Annotated in this window: 19 protein-coding genes and 1 pseudogene; 11 read left to right on the top strand and 9 right to left on the bottom strand. The window is 71.2% G+C overall.

From position 1 onward, the window contains the following. Window positions 1–17 precede the first annotated feature (17 nt). A complete protein-coding gene (locus tag ACFYXA_RS07950; RefSeq protein ID WP_352246056.1) occupies window positions 18–410 on the top strand; it encodes an SgcJ/EcaC family oxidoreductase in 393 nt (130 codons plus the stop codon). 108 nt (window positions 411–518) lie between these two features. Here ACFYXA_RS07950 and ACFYXA_RS07945 read toward each other — a convergent pair whose 3' ends face one another. Continuing rightward, window positions 519–1118 (bottom strand): sigma-70 family RNA polymerase sigma factor, encoded by a 600-nt coding sequence (locus ACFYXA_RS07945; RefSeq protein WP_352246057.1) that lies wholly within the window; start codon window positions 1116–1118, stop codon window positions 519–521. Window positions 1119–1195: 77 nt separating this feature from the next. Here ACFYXA_RS07945 and ACFYXA_RS07940 point away from each other — a divergent pair, with 77 nt between their 5' ends. From ACFYXA_RS07940 to ACFYXA_RS07925, 4 genes are all read left to right on the top strand, one after another. After that, the gene (locus ACFYXA_RS07940) at window positions 1196–2023 is read left to right on the top strand and encodes an alpha/beta fold hydrolase (RefSeq protein ID WP_352246199.1); all 828 of its coding nucleotides are present in this window, start codon (window positions 1196–1198) and stop codon (window positions 2021–2023) included. A gap of 155 nt (window positions 2024–2178) precedes the next feature. Then, the gene (locus tag ACFYXA_RS07935) at window positions 2179–3186 is read left to right on the top strand and encodes an NADP-dependent oxidoreductase (protein WP_352246058.1); all 1008 of its coding nucleotides are present in this window, start codon (window positions 2179–2181) and stop codon (window positions 3184–3186) included. Beyond that, complete coding sequence (locus ACFYXA_RS07930) at window positions 3183–3986, top strand: SDR family NAD(P)-dependent oxidoreductase (RefSeq protein ID WP_389029486.1); 804 nt, start codon at window positions 3183–3185, stop codon at window positions 3984–3986. Before ACFYXA_RS07935 ends, ACFYXA_RS07930 begins: the two co-directional genes overlap by 4 nt. Window positions 3987–4197: 211 nt before the next feature. Then, complete coding sequence (locus ACFYXA_RS07925) at window positions 4198–5004, top strand: maleylpyruvate isomerase family mycothiol-dependent enzyme (RefSeq protein ID WP_389029481.1); 807 nt, start codon at window positions 4198–4200, stop codon at window positions 5002–5004. A gap of 66 nt (window positions 5005–5070) precedes the next feature. On the opposite strand, the gene ACFYXA_RS07920 is transcribed toward ACFYXA_RS07925, so the two are convergent. Then, the gene (locus tag ACFYXA_RS07920) at window positions 5071–5295 is read right to left on the bottom strand and encodes a hypothetical protein (protein WP_389029478.1); all 225 of its coding nucleotides are present in this window, start codon (window positions 5293–5295) and stop codon (window positions 5071–5073) included. 404 nt (window positions 5296–5699) lie between these two features. Between ACFYXA_RS07920 and ACFYXA_RS07915 the strand changes: the two genes are divergently transcribed. The 3 genes and pseudogenes from ACFYXA_RS07915 to ACFYXA_RS07905 all read left to right on the top strand — a co-directional run bounded on the left by ACFYXA_RS07915 (window position 5700) and on the right by ACFYXA_RS07905 (window position 9037). Further along, complete coding sequence (locus ACFYXA_RS07915) at window positions 5700–6455, top strand: peptidase inhibitor family I36 protein (protein ID WP_389029474.1); 756 nt, start codon at window positions 5700–5702, stop codon at window positions 6453–6455. Window positions 6456–6457: 2 nt separating this feature from the next. Continuing rightward, window positions 6458–8005 carry a phosphodiester glycosidase family protein gene (locus tag ACFYXA_RS07910; RefSeq protein WP_389029471.1) on the top strand — a complete coding sequence of 516 codons (1548 nt, stop codon included), beginning with the start codon at window positions 6458–6460 and terminating at the stop codon, window positions 8003–8005. Window positions 8006–8180: 175 nt separating this feature from the next. Continuing rightward, window positions 8181–9037, top strand: a pseudogene (locus ACFYXA_RS07905) (universal stress protein). Here ACFYXA_RS07905 and ACFYXA_RS07900 read toward each other — a convergent pair. Continuing rightward, complete coding sequence (locus ACFYXA_RS07900; RefSeq protein ID WP_352246066.1) at window positions 9021–9209, bottom strand: hypothetical protein; 189 nt, start codon at window positions 9207–9209, stop codon at window positions 9021–9023. The pseudogene ACFYXA_RS07905 and the gene ACFYXA_RS07900 overlap by 17 nt on opposite strands. A 378-nt stretch (window positions 9210–9587) precedes the next feature. Between ACFYXA_RS07900 and ACFYXA_RS07895 the strand changes: the two genes are divergently transcribed. Beyond that, window positions 9588–10712: a lipase gene (locus tag ACFYXA_RS07895; RefSeq protein ID WP_352246067.1), complete on the top strand. Its 1125-nt coding sequence runs from the start codon at window positions 9588–9590 to the stop codon at window positions 10710–10712. A 75-nt stretch (window positions 10713–10787) separates the two neighbouring features. Beyond that, entirely contained in the window at window positions 10788–11549 is a 762-nt protein-coding gene (locus tag ACFYXA_RS07890; protein WP_352246200.1) for a class I SAM-dependent methyltransferase, read from the top strand. Between the two features lie 122 nt (window positions 11550–11671). Here ACFYXA_RS07890 and ACFYXA_RS07885 read toward each other — a convergent pair whose 3' ends face one another. After that, on the bottom strand, window positions 11672–12133 hold the full coding sequence (locus tag ACFYXA_RS07885) for a hypothetical protein (protein ID WP_351098156.1): 462 nt from the start codon (window positions 12131–12133) through the stop codon (window positions 11672–11674). Between the two features lie 365 nt (window positions 12134–12498). Between ACFYXA_RS07885 and ACFYXA_RS07880 the strand changes: the two genes are divergently transcribed. After that, the gene (locus ACFYXA_RS07880) at window positions 12499–13107 is read left to right on the top strand and encodes a dihydrofolate reductase family protein (protein ID WP_389029466.1); all 609 of its coding nucleotides are present in this window, start codon (window positions 12499–12501) and stop codon (window positions 13105–13107) included. 22 nt (window positions 13108–13129) lie between these two features. Here ACFYXA_RS07880 and ACFYXA_RS07875 read toward each other — a convergent pair whose 3' ends face one another. Genes ACFYXA_RS07875 through ACFYXA_RS07855 form a run of 5 tightly spaced genes read right to left on the bottom strand, consistent with a single transcriptional unit; the run spans window position 13130 to window position 19011 of the window. Then, window positions 13130–14530, bottom strand: coding sequence for an MATE family efflux transporter (locus ACFYXA_RS07875; RefSeq protein ID WP_352246069.1), 1401 nt, complete (start codon window positions 14528–14530; stop codon window positions 13130–13132). Between the two features lie 42 nt (window positions 14531–14572). Beyond that, the gene (locus tag ACFYXA_RS07870; RefSeq protein ID WP_352246070.1) at window positions 14573–15631 is read right to left on the bottom strand and encodes a cysteine synthase family protein; all 1059 of its coding nucleotides are present in this window, start codon (window positions 15629–15631) and stop codon (window positions 14573–14575) included. 13 nt (window positions 15632–15644) lie between these two features. Beyond that, window positions 15645–17006 carry a Y4yA family PLP-dependent enzyme gene (locus ACFYXA_RS07865; protein WP_352246071.1) on the bottom strand — a complete coding sequence of 454 codons (1362 nt, stop codon included), beginning with the start codon at window positions 17004–17006 and terminating at the stop codon, window positions 15645–15647. Beyond that, window positions 17003–18025, bottom strand: coding sequence for an ornithine cyclodeaminase family protein (locus ACFYXA_RS07860; protein WP_352246072.1), 1023 nt, complete (start codon window positions 18023–18025; stop codon window positions 17003–17005). The genes ACFYXA_RS07865 and ACFYXA_RS07860 overlap by 4 nt, the downstream gene beginning before the upstream one ends. Then, on the bottom strand, window positions 18022–19011 hold the full coding sequence (locus tag ACFYXA_RS07855) for a TauD/TfdA family dioxygenase (RefSeq protein ID WP_389029460.1): 990 nt from the start codon (window positions 19009–19011) through the stop codon (window positions 18022–18024). Before ACFYXA_RS07855 ends, ACFYXA_RS07860 begins: the two co-directional genes overlap by 4 nt. Window positions 19012–19014: the final 3 nt, after the last annotated feature.

Genomic DNA, 19014 nt, shown 5'->3' with positions numbered 1-19014 from the left:
GTGTCAAAGTGGCCTGCATGACCACCGAGACCGCAGACATCAAAGCCATCGAAGAGGTAGTCGCCGCCGTCGAGCGCGCCCAGCGCGCCAAGGACGTGGACGGCTTTCTTGCGCTGTTCCACCCCGATGCCCTGTGGACCACCGCTCACGGCAAGGTCCTCATCGGCTTCGACGCGATCGCCGCGTTCACCCGCACCGTCTTGCCCACCGCGAGCTGGGACGGTGAGGTCACCTACGAGGCGGTGCACACGCAGTTCCTGCGGCCCGACGTGGCGGCCGTCAAGGTCCGCCAGGTCTACCGCTCGGCAGAGGGCGACTCCGAAGGCGCTCCGCTCTACGTCATGACCAAGCAGGACGACGGCAGGTGGCTGCTGCACGCATGCCAGAACACCGAGGTGCGGGCCGGCTAGCGGCCGGCCCGCAGGTCTTCGACCCGCCGCCGCAGGACCGTACCGGCGGTGGTGGGTCCGGCCGTCCCGACGGCTCGGCCGCTGGTGGAGCGCACTCGGCGCACCCGCTCAGCGGTCGTCCTTGAGCCGGTCGCGCTGGAGCCGGCAGGCGAGGGCACGCCGCACGGAGGCCGGCCCGGTGGCTGTGACCCTGGCGGGGATGTCGAGTCCGCGGCTGATCTCGTCGTATGCGCTGCGGTAACCGCTCGGCATCTTTGTCCGGTGCGCCATCAGGTCCTCCTCGACGAGGCGCCGCAACTCATCGACGTTCTGGGGTGTGAAGTGCTTCTTGCCTCTGGCGAGGGCGTGGAGGTAGCGCGTGCAGCGGGCGCCGTCGTGGTTCTCGGAGATCTCCTCGGCGAGGCCCCACAGGCGTCCCTCGAGCCAGGGCACGTCGTACTGGTCGAGAGAAAGCGTCGTCGGAGGGAGCGGCTCGCCCGTCCTGTACTTCATCACCTGCTTGGACACGGCGGGCTGACTCATCTCGGTGAGCCGCGCGATCCTGTCCTGCGTCCAGCCGAAGTCGGCGAACAGCTTGACCATCTCGGCGCGCAGCTTCCGCATCTCCTCGCCCGCGCGGATGACCTCGTTCATGTCGGCGAGCATGCGTTTCGCCTGTTCCTCGGTCAGCGTCACGGGCCGGTGGTGTGCGTCCTTCTCGCCTGCCATGACCTGGTTATACACCCGACGCACCTGGTGTCATAACCCAGTTGTACAACTCGGTTATGACTGACAGGATCCGCGTCATGCCCACCTTCTCCGCACCCGACGGCACCCGGCTCGCCTACCGCGTGGCAGGGGACGGCGACCCGCTCGTCTGCCTCCCGGGCGGCCCCGCCGACTCCCGCTACCTCGCAGACCTGGGCGGCCTGTCCGCCCACCGTCAGTTGATCATCATGGATCTCCGAGGCACCGGGCGGTCCGCGATCCCCGACGACACCTCCACCTACCGCTGCGACCACCTGGTCGAGGACGTCGAGGCTCTGCGGGCACACCTCGCGCTCCCTCGGATGGACCTGCTCGGCCACTCCGCCGGTACGAACATCGCGACGCAGTACGCGGCTCGCTACCCGGAGAACGTCGGCAAGCTCGCCCTGGTCGGCCCCAGCCCGCGGGCCGTCGGCATCGCGGTCAGCGCGCGGACACGGCGCGAGCTCGCGCTGCTCCGTGAGCACGAGCCGTGGTTCCCGCAGGCCTTCGCCGCCCTGGAGGCGATCGCCGGGGGCACGGGCAGCGACTGGGAAGCCGTCGCTCCCTTCTTCTGGGGCCGCTGGGACGCGGCGGCCCGGCGCCTCCACGCGGCCGGCCGACCGGAGAACGCGGAAGCCGTCGCGCTCTTCGCGGCCGAAGGCGCCTTCGACCCGAAGTCCACGCGTGCGGCACTCGCCGACCTCCAGGCCTCCGTGCTGCTGCTCACCGGAGAGTTCGACATGAACAGCCCCCCTCGGTCGGCGGCAGAGTTCGCGGCGCTGTTCCCCGACGCGCGCCTCGTGGTTCAGTCCGGCGCGGGGCACTACCCGTGGGTCGACGACGCCGACCGGTTCGTGGCGGCCACCGCGGCGTTCCTGGGGTGAAGACCGCCCGGGCGAACGAGGAGCCGACGTGGCCGGGGGTGAAGACCGTCCGGGCGAACGAGGCGCCGACATGGTCTGTGGCGAAGGTCACGCACCGAGACATACCTACCGGTCGGTACCCTGCGAGGGCGAAGCCGTGAGCGACAGGAGACGCGATGTCTGCGACCAACCGCCAGATCCGTCTGGCAGCCCGCCCCGTGGGCGAGGTCAAACCCGAAGACTGGCAGCACTGTTCCGAGCCCGCCGACGAGCCGGGCCCGGGCCTGTTCGCCGGCCGGACGCGCGTCATCTCCCTGGATCCGGCCATGCGGGGCTGGCTGGACGACCGCCCCTCCTACCTGCCGCCGGTGGGCCTCGGCGAGGTGATGCGCGCCGGATCGGTCATCGAGGTCACCGCCTCCAACCACCCCGACTACCAGCCCGGCGATCACGTGGTCGGAACCTTCGGCGTCCAGGAGTACGTCGTCTCCGACGGCAAGGGCGCACTGAAGGTCGACACCTCCCTCGCCCCGCCCTCGACGTACCTCGGAGCGCTGGGCATGCCCGGCATGACCGCCTACTTCGGCCTGCTGGACGTCGGAGCCCTCAAGGACGGCGAGACCGTCGTCGTGTCGGGCGCGGCGGGAGCGGTAGGCACCATCGCCGGCCAGATCGCCAAGGCCAAGGGCTGCCGGGTCGTGGGCATCGCCGGCGGGCCGGAGAAGTGCGCCATGCTCACCGACGAACTCGGATTCGACGCGGCGATCGACTACCGCGCCGAGGACGTCAGGAAGGCGCTGCGCCGCGAGGCCCCCGACGGAATCGACGTGTACTTCGACAACGTCGGCGGGGACATCCTCGACGCTGCGCTGACCCGTCTGGCGATGCACGCCCGCGTCGTGATCTGCGGTGCGATCAGCCAGTACAACAACGCCACGCCGGTCAAGGGCCCGTCCAACTACCTCTCGCTGCTCGTGCGCCGCGCCCGCATGGAGGGCTTCGTCGTCTTCGACTACGCCAAGCGCTACGCACAGGCCGCCCAGGAGATCTCCGCCTGGATCGCGGCCGGCCGCATCAAGGTCAAGGAACACGTGGTGACGGGAAGCGTGGACGACTTCCCCGAGACGCTGGGGATGCTCTTCCGCGGCGAGAACGTCGGCAAGCTCGTCCTGGAACTGGCATGAGCGCCGTCGACAGCGAAGCCGCCGCCCGGCCGGGGCCCGCGGACGGCGCCGCGCTCCACGGCAAGGTGGCCGTCGTCACCGGCGGCGCCTCCGGCCTGGGCCGCGCCACGGCGCTGACGCTGGCGAAGGCCGGCGCCCGCGTGGTCGTCGCGGACCTCGACGAGCGAGGCGGCCGCGAGGTGGCCGACCTGGTCGGCGGCCACTTCACCTCCTGCGACGTCTCCGACCCCGACGCCAACCGCGCGCTCGTGGACTTCGCCCTGGAGCAGTGCGGCGGCATCGACATCGCGGTGCTCAACGCCGGGGTGGCGACCGGATGCGGCGTCGGCGACGACTTCGACCTGGCACGCTACCGTCGCGCCATGGGCGCCAACCTCGACGGCGTGGTCTTCGGTACGCACGCGGTGCTGCCGGCGCTGCGGGCCCGCGGCGGCGGATCGATCGTGGCGACCGCGTCCCTGGCCGGCCTGACGGCCGTACCGCTCGACCCTCTCTACGCGGCCAACAAGCACGCGGTCGTGGGACTCGCCCGCTCCCTGGGACCGGCGCTCGCGCCGGAGAACGTGCGCTTCAACGCCGTCTGCCCGGGCTTCGCGGAGTCGCGGATCATCGACCCGCTGCGCGACATGCTCTCCGGTCAGGGACTGCCGATCATCCCGGCCGAGGTCGTGGCGGACACGGTGCTGCGGATCGTCACCGGAGACGGCACGGGGGAGTGCTGGTTCATCCAGCCCGGCCGCGAGCCGGAACCGTTCCGGTTCCGTACGGTTCCGGGCCCGGGCCGAACCGCCGACGTCTGAGCGGAGGATGCGGCATGTCCGGCCGCACCGGACGGACCGGGCACACCGCGGGGCAGGCAACGGCGCAGGGCGGCTCACCCTCCACGGCGAGCCGCCCTGCACCGTTGCGGTACATGAGCCGCCCTCCACCGCCGTGGCGTCGCCACCCCGGTCGTGAGGTTCCCGCGCGCGGAGGCCACCATGTAGTCCACGCGCGATCTCTCCGAAAGGCATGCTCACGATGAAGCCGTCCGACCCCACACACCACGCGCCCGTCGCCTCCAGGATCGACCACCGCGCGGCGGTCGCGGAGGAGACCGCCCGCTTCGTGGCAGTGATCAAGGACGCGGACATGGGCACAGCGGTGCCCGGCTGCCCCGGCTGGACGCTGGCCGACCTGGTCAAGCACGCGGGCAGCGTGCAGCGCTGGTTCTCCGTCCTGCTGCGGGCGCGCATACAGGAACCTCCGCGCACCCGTGAAGTGGACCTTCGCCTCCCGGACCATGAGGACGGATACGCCGACTGGCTGGCCGAGAGCGCGACGGTGGCCGCGGACGCCTTCGCGGCCACCGACCCTGACCTGCCGATGTGGGCGTGGGGCGCCGACCAGCACGCCCGGTTCTGGGCACGCCGGATGCTCTTCGAGACCCTCGTGCACCGGGCCGACGCGGAGCTCGCACTCGGGCGGCGGCCCGCCGTCGACCGTGCGGCCGCGGTCGACGGGATCGACGAGTTCCTCGTCAACCTGCCCTTCGCCGCCTTCTTCGCCCCCAAGGTGGCCAACCTGCGCGGCCCCGACAGGACCATCCGCTTCCACACGACCGACGGTGACGACGCCTGGGTGATCCGCCTACGGCCCGACGGCTTCGGCCTCGACACCGCCCACCCCGCCGAGGCCGCCGCCGACGCGACCGTACGGGGAACCGCAGCCGACTTGCTCCTTCTCCTCTACGGCCGGGTGCCCCACGACGCCGAGGCCCTGACCCGCGAGGGAGACGAGGAACTGCTGTCCCACTGGTCCGCCAACTCCTCCTTCTGACAGAGTCGAGGGCCGCCGTCTGCAGTGCAGCGGCGGCCCTCGGACGTGCTCCGTCTCGGTTCGGTTTCAGACCACCACGATCACGACGACAGAGCCGTCGTTGAAGTCGTCGTGGAAGTCGCAGTCGTTCCACCAACGGTGGTGCTCGCACCAGTCACGGTTGACCAGGGGCGAAGGGTGGGCCGGGGCGGCTGCCGAGGCCGTACCCGCCGCGGCGACCGTGGCACCCCCGGCCATCAGAACTCCGACCGCGGAGGCCGCGAAGAGACGCCTCACGCGTTGTGCTTTCATTGGTCTGCTCCTTCCACCCCTCACGCGTCGCCGACACACAAGACGGTGGCCGCGTCCCGCACGCAATCCGCGGCGCGGTCCCGGAGTGCGGTCTCACTCACAAAGGCTATTCTCCCTTCGCGGAATCCGCCCCTCAGGCCCAGGCGCGGGCACAGTGAGCTGAGCGGGTGCCTCGTGATCGACCCGGCCGGGCTCCATACCGTCCCTCGATGACACATGACGACCGTCCGATCCTCCTCTCGGTGATCGATTCCGAAGGTCGTCCGGTCGGTGGCCCCTCCGACTGGAGCGCACCGCTCCTGATGGACCCGGCCAACTACGTTGACCTGCCGACGACTTGGACGATGCGATCGCGGACGGCGCCGTAGGCGAGGGGCGGTCGAACCCCTATATCGTTCACGCCCATGAACACGACCAGACGTTTATTCAACCGCCTGTCTCTGGCAGGCCTGGCGGTGATCACCCTCGCCGCGTCCCTCGTATTGCTGCAGACCGGATCGGCGCAGGCCGCTTACGCCGACTGTGAGGCGGCGGCGTTCTGCCTGTACACCGAGCCCGGCGGCAAGGGCGACATGGTCGAGATCTCGCCGGGCGTCGAACTCGACTACGCCACCGACGCACACCTCCAGGGCAAGACCTTCCGGTCGGTGCGCAACCGTACCGGCCTGTGGGGCTGTCTCTACGACGATCCCCACTACGGCGGTGCCGCAATGCAGGCCGTCGCGCCCGAGCGCCCCGGCGACGCCACGCCCGGCGCCGACTTCTCGAACATGACCCCTGCCTCGCACAAGTTCGTCAAGTCGCAGTCGGCCTGCCGAACCGGCTTCGAGCGCTGCACGGCCACGCGCGTGTGCATCTTCAAGGGCCCCAGCGGACGCGGTGCGGCCGGCGTCACCACGCAGCCGGACGACCTGGGCAACGGGGTGTTCGGCAACAGGGACTACTCGACGGCCTGGGACGAGGCGGTCGTGTCCGTCTCGAACCGGTCGGAGAAGGTCGCCTGCTTCTACCTGGAGCCCGGCTACACCGGGAGGTGGCAGGACCAGGGGACGGCCTTCCGGGCCTACGTCCTGCTGCCCGGCGAGGAGACGACCCTTCCCGCGCCGCTGCGCGCGAAGTTCAGCTCCCACAAGATCGCCAACGCCGAGTCGGAGTGCTGACCGTGGCGAACACATCGAGCATCACACGCGGTTCGGCCCCCGCGGACGCCATCGGCCGCCGGAACCGTGCACAGCGAGTACGCCGTGTCGCGGCCCTGCCCGTCGCCCTGGCGACCCTCGTGCTGACCCAGTCCGCGGCCACCGCGACCGCCACCCCCGCGCCGGACCCCGTGACTTCGATCTTGGACGACCTGACGCCCCACCACCTGGTCGTGGCCGACGGAGTCGAGCGGACGACGTACTCCGCCGACTCCTCGCCCCTCGTCGTCCGTGTCGCGGTCATCGACCCCGACAAGGGCGCGGTCTCGGTACGCAGCACGGTGGGCGCGGCAGTCGGCGTGAAGGAAGCCACCACCCGGATGCTGGACACCGTCGGCACCACGGTGGCCGGCAAACCCCATGTCGGCGTCAACGGCGGTTACTCCGTCGCCTACAAGGACCAGGACGCCGACGGCCACGGGATCCAAGAGGAACGGTCGATCCCCATGGTGGCCTCGGTCCAGGAGGACGTCGTACAGGGAGCCTCCTGCACGAGCGGACAGAACGCCGTCGTCCTCCAGCACAACCGACCGCACTTCACCCGGATCACGACCACCCTGCAGATCACATCCCTCGGGCCTGCCGCGGGCGACGCCGACGACGCGACACGCACGGTCGACGGAGTCAACCGGTACCCGGGCTGGATCCCGTTCTGCAGACAAGGCACCGACGACAGGAACCTTCCCTTCCTCAAGGACGCCGACGGGCAGCCGGTCCGTGACGCCGCCGGCAAGATCCAGTATGTGGACGAGAAGGGCAGGGTGATCAAGAACGGGACCTACTACGAGGACGACGGCGAGATCGTCGTCTTCACCTCCGGCTACGGCCAGCGGACGCCGTACCCCGACCACACGCCCTTCGTGAGGGCGGACAACGCCGAGGGCGTCGAGGTCGCCGTCGACGCCGAGGGCTACGTCATCAGCAAGACGGCCAAGCGAGGCGGCACCGCCATTCCCGCGAACGGCATGGTCCTTCAGGGCATCGGCTCGACGCAGAGCGGCGACGAGGCCGGAGCCAAGTGGCTGGACGACCACGCCAAAGTGGGAACGAAACTGGTCAGGACGCAGCAGGTCACCGACATCGGTTTCAACACCGACCCTGCCGACGACGAAGACCTCGCCCTGGATCCCGCCCACCCGTCCGTCGACGTCGTCAACGGCACCCACCTTCTGATGCGCGACAACGAGGTCGTGGCCCCGGAGGAAGGCGGCAACGAGAAACCGGACCCGCGTACCGCGATCGGCACGGACGCGTCAGGCCGAACGCTCCTCGTCGTCGTCACGTCGAAGACCGAAGGCGAACGCCTCGGTGTGCCCATCCACGACCTCGCGAAGATCATGCAGGACCTGGGAGCCGTGGACGCGCTCAACCTGGACGGTGGCGGCTCCACCACGTTCGTGGTCGACGGCCAGGTCAAGAACGTGGTCTCCGACCCGGGAGGGGTCGAAAGGCCCGTCTACGACAGCGTCTACGCCGGACGAGGCGGACACGGCCTGCCTGCCACCGGCTGACACGCCCGCTGCACCTCGGGCCTCCTCCGTTCCCCCGGTGAGGCTCGAGGTCGCCGAACTTGAGGTCCACGAGTGGAGGGACCACCGGCCCATGTCGAGGACGTATGGCCCCTGCACCACCGACCCACCGCTGCCCGAGTCTGGGATCGAAGGACCGGACGAGGAGGCAGAACTCATGATGCGTAGTGTTGTCGTAGGTCTCGACGGCTCGGCCGAGAGCCGTGCCGCGGCGGAGTGGGCGGCCGGCGAGGCGAAGCGCCGCTCTCTGCCGCTGAAGCTCGTCCACGTCGTGGAGGCGGTCCCCGAGCCCATGGCGTTGGCACAGTTCCTCGGTGCCGAGACGCGGCCGCAGCGGAGCGAGCGTCTCCTGCGCGAGGTGGTCGAAGGTCTGAGGGAGCGTCACCCCGGACTGGACGTTGCGGTGGAGCAGACCCCCGGCCGTCCCGCCGAAGAGCTGACCCGGGAGGCCGAGGACGCAGAGCTGGTGGTCCTGGGTTCCCGAGGGCTGAGCGGCATCGGAGGATTCCTCCTCGGCTCCGTGGGCCAGGCCGTCGTCACGCGCACCCGGCAGCCGGTGATCCTGGTCCGTGCGGTCGAGCAGGCCGCCGACGGGCCCGTCGTCCTCGGGCTCGACACCGACCGCCCCGACGACACGCTGCTCACCTTCGCCTTCGAGGCGGCCGCCCGCCGCGTCACACCCCTGCGGGTCGTGCACGCCTGGAACCTGCCCCCCTACTTCGCCTACGGCGTGCCCGTGGACCCCGAGCTCGACGCCGCACTGGGCAAGCAGGACGCCGCCACGCTGTCCGAGCTGCTGCACCGCTGGAAGGAGAAGTACCCGGCCGTCGAAGTCATCGAGGAGTCGCGTCCCGGCAGCCCCGCGGTCCACCTGGTCGACGCATCCCCCGGGCGTCCCTCGTCGTCGTGGGCCGCCGCATCCGCCGCAACCCACTCGGAGCCCACATCGGCCCCGTCACACACGCGGTACTCCACCACGCCACCGCCCCCGTCACCGTCATCGCACACGACTGATGAACGCCTTGTCGACGCGGAACGTCAGCGGGGCCAGCCGGTCGCAGCGGACACGGCGATGGCTGTCCTGCTTGTCGCGTACCGTGCGGCAGCCCGCACGCTCGTAGAGGCCGGTCGGCGAGGTGTTCCACGGCAGTACATACTCGACAGCCGACCTACGCGGGTCAGCCACACAACGGATCCCCCGGGACGCATGGAGCCAGGGCTCCTACGTGCCACTTCCTAGGCGGGTGGGTGCCGCGGACACCATCCGGCTGGCCCCATGGTTCCGGGACCGGCGCGCGACCACGATGACGTCATGCGATTCACAAGCGCTTCCAGCACCTCGGGCTCCTCCCGCACCCCCCACGCGGCTGAGTCTTCGACTCCGTCCCTTTCACGGCGGCGACTGCTGGCTCGCGCCGGCGCGCTGGCCGCGTGGGGCACCACATCGGCCCTCGCCCCGACCGCACGCGCGTCCGCCGCACCGACGCCCCCGGCCGAGCCCGTACGGCTCGAACTCCCTCGTCCCGCCGGGCCCTGCCCCCTCGGCGTCACGGAACTGCGCCTGGTGGATCGCACACGTCGGGGCCCGTGGTGGGCGGGCGACGCGGCCGGGGAGTTACGGGAGCTCATGGTGAGCGTCTGGTACCCGGCCGACCGTGCCACGGCGGAGGACGGCCCTCCGGCGCCCTATATGCGTGAAGGCGCGGCCGCGGTCTTCGGGGCGGGCGCGGCGAAGATCCTCCAGGTCGACCGGGAGGCCGTCGACTGGGCCGGATTCCGCACCCACGCCCGCGTCGGCGTGCCCGCGGTCTCCAGGGCCGGGTGTGCGCCCGTGGTGCTGTACTCGCCGGGCATGTACAACGAGCGCACGCTCGACACGACCGCCGCCGAGGAGCTGGCGAGCCACGGATACGTAGTGGTCACCGTCGACCCCGTCCACGAGGCACACGCGGTCGAGTTCCCGGACGGCCGCGTCATCGAGCCGGCGTCAGGGCTCGCCGCCATCGAGGCGGGCGCCGACCGGTCCAGGGCGGCCCTGGAGGTACGGGTCGCCGACATCCCGTTCGTCCTCGACCAGCTCGCCGTGCTGGCACGCGGCGGTAACCCCGACGCCGGGAAGCGCCCGCTGCCGCGCGGCCTCGGAGAGGCCATCGACCTCGCGCGCACCGGCATGTTCGGGCATTCGCTCGGCGGGATGACGACCGCCGAGGCGATGCGCGTGGACCGCCGCATCCGCGCGGGGGCCAACCTCGACGGGCCGCTCGGCTACGACTGGACCGACCCCGAACTGCTGCTGCCGGTGGCCCGCACCGGGCTGGACCGGCCGTTCCTGCAGATGGGGGCGTGGCTCGCGGTCCCGTCCGGCAGGCTTCCGCACACCCACGAGCACTCCGCGTCCTGGCGGGCGATGTGGCGGAACTCCGCCGGCTGGAAGCGCGATCTGTGGACGGAGGCGGCGGAGCACAACTCGTTCACCGACTACCAGACGATCCTCCCCGGCCTCGCCGAGCGGCTCACGCTGCCCAGCGGGCTGCCGTCCCGCATGACCGGCACCGTGGATGCGGAACGGTTCACCGTGAGCCGACGGGCCTACCTCACCGCCTTCTTCGACCAGCACCTCCGCGGCCGCCACCGTCCGCTGCTGGACGGCCCCTCGCCGCTCCACCCGGATGTGCGGTTCGTCGGGTGAGGCGCCGCGGAACCCGGTGAGGAGTAGCGTCATGGTGTGACGGGAAACGATGCCGACCAGCGGTGGTCCGGCTCCATGCCGGCGGTCTACGAGCAGTACCTCGTACCGGTGGTCTTCCGGCCCTTCGCCGAGGCCATGGCCGCGAAGGCGGCGGCGCTCCGCCCCCGACGGATCCTCGAACTGGCGGCGGGAACAGGCGCCTTGACGTCGCAGCTGCTCGCCACAGCACCGGCGGCGGAAGTGACGGCCACCGACCTGAACGAGGCCATGGTCGCCTTCGGGTCGGCCCGGGCGCCGGGCGCGGTGTGGCGGCAGGCCGACGCACAGCGGCTGCCGTTCCCCGACGGAGGCTTCGACCTGGGGGTCTGCCAGTTCGGCGTGATGTTCTTTCCCGACCGGGTCGCGGCCTTCACCGAGGTCCGGCGAACCCTGGCCTCGGGCGGCCGCTTCCTGTTCAGCACCTGGGGCCCGCTCGGGACGCACGCCTTCGACGCCGCGCTGCAGGCAGGGCTGGAGCGGGCCTTTCCGGTCGACCCACCGCGCTTCTTCCCGACGGTTCCGCACGGCTACGCGGACCCCGCCGCCGCGGTCGCCGATCTGACGGCCGCCGGGTTCGCCGTCGAGGAGGAGCAGGAGCTGACGCTTCAGGGCCGGGCGGCGTCGATCGCCGAGCTTGCCACGGCGTACCTCACCGGGACCCCGGTGCGCGCGGCCGTCGAGGCGCGCGGCGACTCACCAGCTGTCCGGGCAACCGTCGTCGAGGAGATGACGACCCGTCTGGGCCCGGAACCGGTCACCGCCCCGATGACGGCGTACGTCTTTCACGCCGCAGCCTGAAGAACGCCGCACGACGTGTCGAGGCGGTCTCGACGGTTGCGGAACCCGGAACCGGACGACGCCGCGCCCAGGCCGCCCGCCTTCGGTGGGGCGCCGCCAGGGCGCCCCACCGCCGGGACAGGTCAGTCCACGTACCACTTGCCGCACTTGGTGATGCCGTCGAACTCGCCGCAGGCGCGTGCCGCGTAGTTGGAGTTGTAGACGGACTGCGTGCGGCTGCCCGTGTAGGGGCCGCACATCTTCCAGCCGTCGCGCTTGGCGTCCTGGTCGCTGACGATGCCCTTGAAGTCGGGGAACGAGCGCTTGCTGCGGTCGACCCACAGCCGGTCGCCGGCCTGGCGGCCGGACTTGATCTCGGCGCGGCTGTAGCGGTCGAGCGCCGACTCGTTCTGCAGCTCCACGCGGCGGCCACGGAAGTCGAACGACGCTCCGGACTCGACGGCGCGGAAGCGGCCGACGACGGCGATGCCGTCGCAGTCGTCCTCGGTGGCCGAGGCCACCGTCGCGGGGACGAAGACCACGGCGCCGCTGCCGATCAGCACGGCCGAGGCCGCGACCACGCGGCCCATACGAGACTTCTTCACACGGGTTCCTTTGTCGGAGGACAGATAAAGCTGGGGGAGCTGCCGCCGCGCGGAACAGGCCGAGTTCCCGCCGTATGACGGATATCGGCCTCTCGGTTCCGCTCAGCGGGGTTCCGCTTCGCCCGCCGGAATAGTGCTTCACGGACCTTGTGAAAACCTTGTGATCCTTGCTGCCCCGTGCGAGAGCCCCTGCCCGGGCCGGCCCGGTCGGCGGACAGCCGTGGGCAGAGCAGCGCTCACGGTGCGTCGAAGGCACGCCCCGCAGCAATAGGAGGGACACTGCCACGGCGGCGCGGCACCGCGGCCGGTCCACCGATGAGTTTCCGGCGGTCGCGCGGTCTACCTGTCGACGAAAGGAGCGCACCATGCGCGAGATCATCGTTTGCACGTTCCTGACGCTGGACGGCGTCATGCAGGCCCCGGGCGGCCCGGACGAGGACCACGAGAGCGGCTTCGAGCACGGCGGCTGGCAGAAGCCGGTGAGCGACGAAGAGGTCGGCGCGGCCATCGCCGGTTGGTACGAGCCCTCCGACGCGATGCTGCTCGGCCGCAAGACGTACGAGATCTTCGCGTCGTACTGGCCGACCGCCGACCCCGACAACCCGTTCACCGACCGGATGAACAGCATGCACAAGTACGTGGCGTCCCGGACCCTGAAGTCCGTCGAGTGGCAGAACTCCACGCTGCTGGAGGGTGACGTCGTCGAAGCCGTACGGAAGCTGAAGGCGTCCGACGGCGGCACCATCAACGTCGTCGGCAGTGGCGACCTCGCCCAGACCCTGATGCGGCACAACCTCGTCGACGAGTACCGGCTGACCGTCCATCCGGTGATCATCGGCAGCGGCAAGCGGCTGTTCGCCGACGGAGCGATCCCCACAGCGCTGGAGCCGGTCAGCGTCTCGACGACGAAGGGCGGCACCGTCCTCGGCGTCTACCGGCCGAACGGTCGGCCCGGCTACGACAGTTACTCATGACGCCTGAGAGCGGACGGTGACATCAGAGCGGGGCCTGCGCCGGTTCCGCCGGCTGAGGCAGTCGGCCGAGGGACCGGCTGAAGCGGCGCAGCAGGAGTAGGGCGGTGGTGGCGAGGCCGATGAGGAGGCCGAGCCAGATGCCGAGGGTGTCCGCGTCGGCGGCGACGCCGAGGAGGGCCGCGGCCGGCAGGCCGACGAGCCAGTAGCCGACGAGGGTGACGCGGAAGCCGCCCTTGGTGTCGTCGAGGCCCCGCAGCAGCCCTACGCCGATGTTCTGGGCACAGTCGAAGAACTGCAGCGCCGCGGCGACCAGCAGCAGCTGACTGGCGATCTCGACCGCCCTGCCGTCACCGCTGTCGAAGAAGGGTGCCAGCACCAGGCCGGGGGCGGTCACGTACACCAGGCCGACCACGGCCATCACGGCCGCCGCGCAGGCCAGAGCCGTGGTCTTCAGCCGCTGGGCAGCGGCCGGATTGTGCAGCGCCAGCTCCCGGCTGACCCCGATGGACGCGGCGTGGGAGAGGCCGACGGCTATCTGGAAGACGATGTAGACGAGTTGGTTGACGGCGGTGTGCGCGGCCAGCGCCGACGTGCCGAAGCTGCCCGCGAAGAGGGCGACGACGAAGAAGAACCCCGCCTCGGAGCCGTACGTGGCGGCGATCGGCGTACCCAGCCCGGTGAGTCTGCGCAGGGTGGCCGGGCGGGTCCTCCAGATGCTGAGCGACAGTACGGGGGCGAGCCGGGCGTCGCGCCGTGCCGAGAGGTACAGGGCCACGCAGGACAGGGCGTAGACCAGGCTGGTGGACAGGCCGATGCCGGGCAGGCCCAGCTCGGGGATGAACCAGGTGCCGTGAACGGAGGCCCAGTTGAGGCCGGCGTTGACGGCGATGGAGGCGAGGGTGATGCGGAGCAGGGCCTGCGGCCGGCGCATGCCGACGGTGAACTGCCGTATCGCCTGGAACCACAGGCACGGGACCAGTCCGGGCGCCATGCTGTAGAGAACGGGCTTCGCGGCCCGGACCACCTCCGGGTCCTGGCCGAGCCAGATCACGGCGTGCCCGATGAGCACCATCAGCACGGCGCCCACGACACCGACCAGGGTCGACAGCAGCAGACTCGCCCGGACGAGGTCACGGACCTCCTCCTGGGCGCTCCCCGACGGCTCGGCCGATTCCGCCCGCGCGTCGGCCGCAGCGACCTGGTTGCCGACGGCGGTGACCATGCCGACGCCCATGGTGCGCAACTGGTTGAAGATCACCATGGCGAGGCCGCCCGCGGCCAGGGCCTCGGTGCCCAGTAGGCCCATCATGACGGTGTCGGTGGTGGTGAGGGCGACCTGGGCGAGCTGAGTGAGCGCCAACGGCACAGCCAGTGCGGCGAGGGCGCGGCTGTCGCCGAGGAGTCGGGCGAGGGCGGGCTGCATCGGTTCCGTTCCTGTGGGAGGGGAGGGCGGTACGACGGGGTGCTACCCCCGGGCCTCCGGTGCGACGCGGCGGAGTTTGGCGAGCAGCTCGTCGACCTCGCGTTCGACGTCAGGGGCGAGCAGGCCTCGGGCGCTCATCCAGTCGTCGTCGAAGACGGTGTCCAGGTACTTCTCGCCACCGTCGTTGACCAGGGCGACCGTGGTGGTCCCCGGCACCGACGAGGACATCCGGGTCAGCGCCTCGTACACCACTCCGCCCGCCGAACCCCCGAGCATCAGCCCGGTGCGGCGGGCCACCGCCCGGGCCGTGGCGAAGGCCTCGACGTCGCCGACCTTGACGCCCTCGTCGAGCAGCGAGTAGTCCACCATGGCGCCGATCGTCGCACCCTCGGGTGTGCCGGTGCCCGACTGGTGGTAGTCGTGGGCGGGCGGCCCGAAGGCGATGGACCCCTTGGGCTCGACCCCGACGATCCGGACCTCCGGCACGGTCCGGCGCAGCTCGCCCCCGGTGCCGAACAGTCCGCCACCGGTGCCGACGGCGCCGATCAGGACGTCGATACGGCCGTCCAGCGCGGCGTGCAACTCATGCGCGACCGGGTGGTAGCCGACCCCGTTGGCCAGGTTGTTGTGCTGCTCGGTGAAGTACGCGTTGTCCGACTCGGCGGCCATCCGCTCCGCCAGTTCCTCGCGCGCCGCCGTGGCGAGGTCCTCGTCGCCCTCGTCGGCCACGTAGACGAGCTCGGCGCCCATGGCCTTCATGGCGCGCAGCTTGTCCTTGGCCGCGTGGTGGTCGACGACCGCGGTGAACGTGTAGCCGCGCTCGGCGGCGACCACGGCGAGGCCGAGTCCGGTGTTGCCGGAGGTGGACTCGATGATCCGGCCGCCGGGGCGCAGCAGTCCGCGTTCCTCGGCGTCGAGGACCATCTGCAGGGCCATACGTATCTTCGCCGTCCCGGTCGGGTTGAACTGCTCCAGTTTCAGCAGCAGCCGGGCATCGCTCTCCGTGCGGCACAGCTCGAACAGGGGTGTGCTGCCGATGAGTTCGCAGACCCGGCGGACGACGGGCGGGTGCTGCGGGGGTCGGGCGTCCAGATGGCTCATGGCTGAGAACTCCCTACGGGTGGCGGTCCAGACGCCAGCGGGGGCGGGCGGAGGCCGAGCCGTGCGGGGACGGCTCGATGACGACCTTGGGCGGCAGCGGCAGTTCGTGGAACGGCGACTCGTTGGAGTCCATCTGGTAGCCCGCCGTGTTGTGGTAGACGATCAGGTCGCCGACGGCCGGGCGGACGGGGAAGGGGAGTTTGCGCCAGGAGAGCATGTCCGACTCCAGGCAGGTGGCGGCCCCCACGCAGGCCGGATACGGGCCGGCTTCGTCGCGGTCCGCGCGGTCGGCCGGGACGAGCACCGGGTCGGGCAGGAACTCGCTGCCGAACCACTGCTCGGAGAGGCTGAGGCTGCTGCCGTCCACGGTGAGGATGTCGTAGGCGTCGCGTTCCTTGACGCCCTGGACGCGCATGACGGTGCAGCCCGCCTGGTCCAGCAGCGCCCGGCCAGGCTCGACGAGCAGGGTCACCCCGGCCGCTCGCACGAGGTCGGCCAGGCTGGACTCTTCGCCCGCCGGGGTCGTCGAGAGCAGGGCGGCGAGGGCGCCGGCTCCGGCGACGGGGGAGTGGTACGGGTAGTAGCCGGAGAAGGCCTTGTGCTGGTGGAAGTGCTCGGGGCGGGTGCTCTCGTGGAACCGGCGCCAGTCCTGCGCGTCCACGTAGTCCACCGCGAAGCCGCCGCCGACGCTGACCCGGTCGGCCCGCAGCCCCAGCGCACGGGCGCGGGTGCACAGCCGTAGCAACTCGGCGGCCATATCGGCCCGTTCACGGATGTCGTAGCCGGTGAGGTGGAAGCTGAAGCCCGCCATGACCACCTGCTCGGTGCGGCAGCGGCGCAGCGCCGACTCCATCTCGCCGTCGTCCAGCCCGAAGCGGCTGTGCGGCTGTCCGGGAGGAAGGCGACGCAGCAACGTCTGCGCGGTTCGGCCGAGTTCGCCCGCCAGCGCGAGGACGCGGTCCAGCTCGTCGAGGGCGTCGACCGCGACGAGCGCGCCGTGCAGCACGGCGACGCGCAGCAGATGGTCGTCCTTGGCCGGGCCGGTGACGATCAGGTCCGTACCCCGCACCCCGGCCGCCAGCGCCTCGCGCAGCTCCCCATGGCTCGCCACGTCCACGCCCAGGCCCGCGACAGCCGCCCGCTCCGCGAAGACGGCGGCCTTGTTGGCCTTCTTGGCGTAGTAGATCCGGCCGTCCACGCCCGCCTCGGCGAACGCCCGCCGGAAAGCGGCGGCGTTCGCGTCGAACCGCTGTGGGAACAGCAGGTGGTAGGGCCCGCCGAGGCCGTCGCGCAGCTCGTGCAGGAGAGCACCGCCGGGCGGGGCGAGGAGCGCGCGCGTCTCCTCGGTGGTGTGCGGAGGGAGGGCGGTGCTCACGTCCACAGCGGAACCGCCGTGCCCAGCCCCTGAGCGAGCGCGAGTTGTGCGAACCGGTGGCCGAGGGCGATGTCGGTGACGACGAGGCCGCTGTTGTACGCGAAGATCCGCTGTCCTGGGTCGGTTCGCCCTGCGGCGCGGCCGGCCAGCACCTGAGGGAACTCGGCGTGTACGTCACGGAGTTGACCGTCGGCGTCGGCCATGTCCGTTCCCGTGACGCGCATCTGGGCCTCACTGGTGGCGACGATCCGGTCGGCGGTGTGCAGGGTGGAGGGGGCGATGCCGTAGCCGACCAGCACCGACAGCGCGGACGGCTTGAGCCACTCGGCCTCGACGGAGGCGGGGGTGCCCGGCCCCGCGGTGGCGAGAACGACGTCCGCGTCCCCGGCGGCGGCCCGCAGGTCCGTCACCACCTCCAACTCGCGCTCGGGGAAGTACGCGTGCAGTTGCTCGCGCACGGCGCGGATGCCGTCCGGATGGGTGCCGAAGAGCATCAGCCGCTCCAGGCCCGGCAGCGTGGTCAGCAGGAACGGCAGGGCGAGCCGGCCCTGGGTGCCGGTGCCTATGACGAGGGCGCTGCGACTGCCCGGCGCGGCGAGTTCCCGGGCGAGCAGCGCGGACACCGCCGGGGTGCGCAGGGCTCCGATCCGGCCGCAGTCGAGCATCGCGACCGGCAGCCCCGTCTCGTCGTCGTACAACGTCAGGGTCGTGTAGTAGTGCTGCTTGTCGCGGTCCTCGTGGAGTCCGTGCTTGTAGGAGGTTTTGATCGCGACGACCCCGCGCTCCCCGTCCCGGCCGAGCATCGCATAGGCGACGGAGTGGCCGTCCTCGGGCTTCACGGTGAGCTTGCGCGGGTTGTCGGAGCGGCCGTCGGCGAGCGTGCGGTAGGCCTGTTCGACCACGGAGACCACATCGGGCAGTGTGATGTCGATGCCGGCCACGTCGCTGGTGCTGAGGATCCGCAGGGTCCTGTCGTCGGGCATCACGGCCGCCTCCTCCTGGTTGTCGATGCGGGTCATGCGTACGCCTCCACGACGGCCTGTCCGTAACCGTGCTCCGCCTCCTCGGCGGGCGGCCGGGTGCGGCGGCCCTCCACCCGTACGGAGGACCGCTTCAGCCAGCGGTCCGTGCCGTCGTAGCGGGCCTTGAAGGGCACCCGGCCGTGGCTGACCAGGTCGTTGTCCACGACCAGGACCTCACCGGGGTCCAGGACCACCGCCACGCTCACGCGGGCGAGCTCCCGCTCCAGTCGGGCGTAGGCCGCGCGGTGGTCCGCGGGCGCCCGGTGCAGCGGGGTGTAGGCGGGATCGAAGCGCAGGGTGAGGCCCTCCTCCGACTCCCACAGCGTGGGTACGGCCGGGGGCGCGCCCGTGTAGCCCCGGGCCGCCGCGTAGGCGTCGTCGGGCAGGATCGGCAGGACGGGGCGGCTGAGCAACTCGACGTCCGAGGCGGTGAGTTCGGCATTGCGGACGCTGGCGGCGGTGGTGGCGACCGAGTCGTGGTTGCGCATGCAGCCGAGGACCAGGAGGTGGGCCCGGCCGGGGTGGAAGGCGTCCTCGGTGTGCGGGCTGAGCAGCACGGTGCTGCTGGCGCCGGTCTGCTCCTCCTCGTGGCCCGCGGACGGCACGATGTTGTGGACGAAGCGGCCCTCCTGCTGGCCCTCCCAGGCGATGGGCGTGCCCATCACCGTGGAGAGCAGCAGCACGATCACGTCGTGCACGGCGCCGGCCTCGCCGGCGGTCGACCAGTGGCCGGGGGTGGGGCCGATCTCGGTGTCGTCGACGGTGAGACCGCGCAGTACGAACAGGCCGTCGGCGGTGTCGACCGGGCGGCAGGCGTGGCGTATCGCTTCGCCCAACGAGGCTGCGACGGTGGGGACTTCGGCCAGCAGGCCGGGGTGGGTGGACGAGCCGTCGAACTCGGCGAGGAGGCTGCGGGCGGCGGCGGTCAGCCTGGCCGCCGAGTCGGGATCGAGCAGGCGTACGGGTGCGGTTCCCGTGGGCATGGG

It is taken from the genome of Streptomyces sp. NPDC002566 (genome assembly GCF_042889585.1).
In the GTDB taxonomy this organism is placed as follows: Bacteria; Actinomycetota; Actinomycetes; order Streptomycetales; family Streptomycetaceae; genus Streptomyces.
The sequence above is the reverse complement of the archived record's forward strand: the minus strand, read 5'-3'. Positions and strand labels throughout refer to the sequence as shown.

What these genes read in the sequence shown, in the direction of transcription:
- ACFYXA_RS07950 (WP_352246056.1), top strand. Translation starts at nt 18, where the DNA reads ATGACCACCGAGACCGCAGACATCAAAGCCATCGAAGAGGTAGTCGCC.
- ACFYXA_RS07945 (WP_352246057.1), bottom strand. Translation starts at nt 1,118, where the DNA reads ATGGCAGGCGAGAAGGACGCACACCACCGGCCCGTGACGCTGACCGAG.
- ACFYXA_RS07940 (WP_352246199.1), top strand. Translation starts at nt 1,196, where the DNA reads ATGCCCACCTTCTCCGCACCCGACGGCACCCGGCTCGCCTACCGCGTG.
- ACFYXA_RS07935 (WP_352246058.1), top strand. Translation starts at nt 2,179, where the DNA reads ATGTCTGCGACCAACCGCCAGATCCGTCTGGCAGCCCGCCCCGTGGGC.
- ACFYXA_RS07930 (WP_389029486.1), top strand. Translation starts at nt 3,183, where the DNA reads ATGAGCGCCGTCGACAGCGAAGCCGCCGCCCGGCCGGGGCCCGCGGAC.
- ACFYXA_RS07925 (WP_389029481.1), top strand. Translation starts at nt 4,198, where the DNA reads ATGCTCACGATGAAGCCGTCCGACCCCACACACCACGCGCCCGTCGCC.
- ACFYXA_RS07920 (WP_389029478.1), bottom strand. Translation starts at nt 5,295, where the DNA reads ATGAAAGCACAACGCGTGAGGCGTCTCTTCGCGGCCTCCGCGGTCGGA.
- ACFYXA_RS07915 (WP_389029474.1), top strand. Translation starts at nt 5,700, where the DNA reads ATGAACACGACCAGACGTTTATTCAACCGCCTGTCTCTGGCAGGCCTG.
- ACFYXA_RS07890 (WP_352246200.1), top strand. Translation starts at nt 10,788, where the DNA reads ATGCCGGCGGTCTACGAGCAGTACCTCGTACCGGTGGTCTTCCGGCCC.
- ACFYXA_RS07880 (WP_389029466.1), top strand. Translation starts at nt 12,499, where the DNA reads ATGCGCGAGATCATCGTTTGCACGTTCCTGACGCTGGACGGCGTCATG.
- ACFYXA_RS07875 (WP_352246069.1), bottom strand. Translation starts at nt 14,530, where the DNA reads ATGCAGCCCGCCCTCGCCCGACTCCTCGGCGACAGCCGCGCCCTCGCC.
- ACFYXA_RS07870 (WP_352246070.1), bottom strand. Translation starts at nt 15,631, where the DNA reads ATGAGCCATCTGGACGCCCGACCCCCGCAGCACCCGCCCGTCGTCCGC.
- ACFYXA_RS07860 (WP_352246072.1), bottom strand. Translation starts at nt 18,025, where the DNA reads ATGACCCGCATCGACAACCAGGAGGAGGCGGCCGTGATGCCCGACGAC.
- ACFYXA_RS07855 (WP_389029460.1), bottom strand. Translation starts at nt 19,011, where the DNA reads ATGCCCACGGGAACCGCACCCGTACGCCTGCTCGATCCCGACTCGGCG.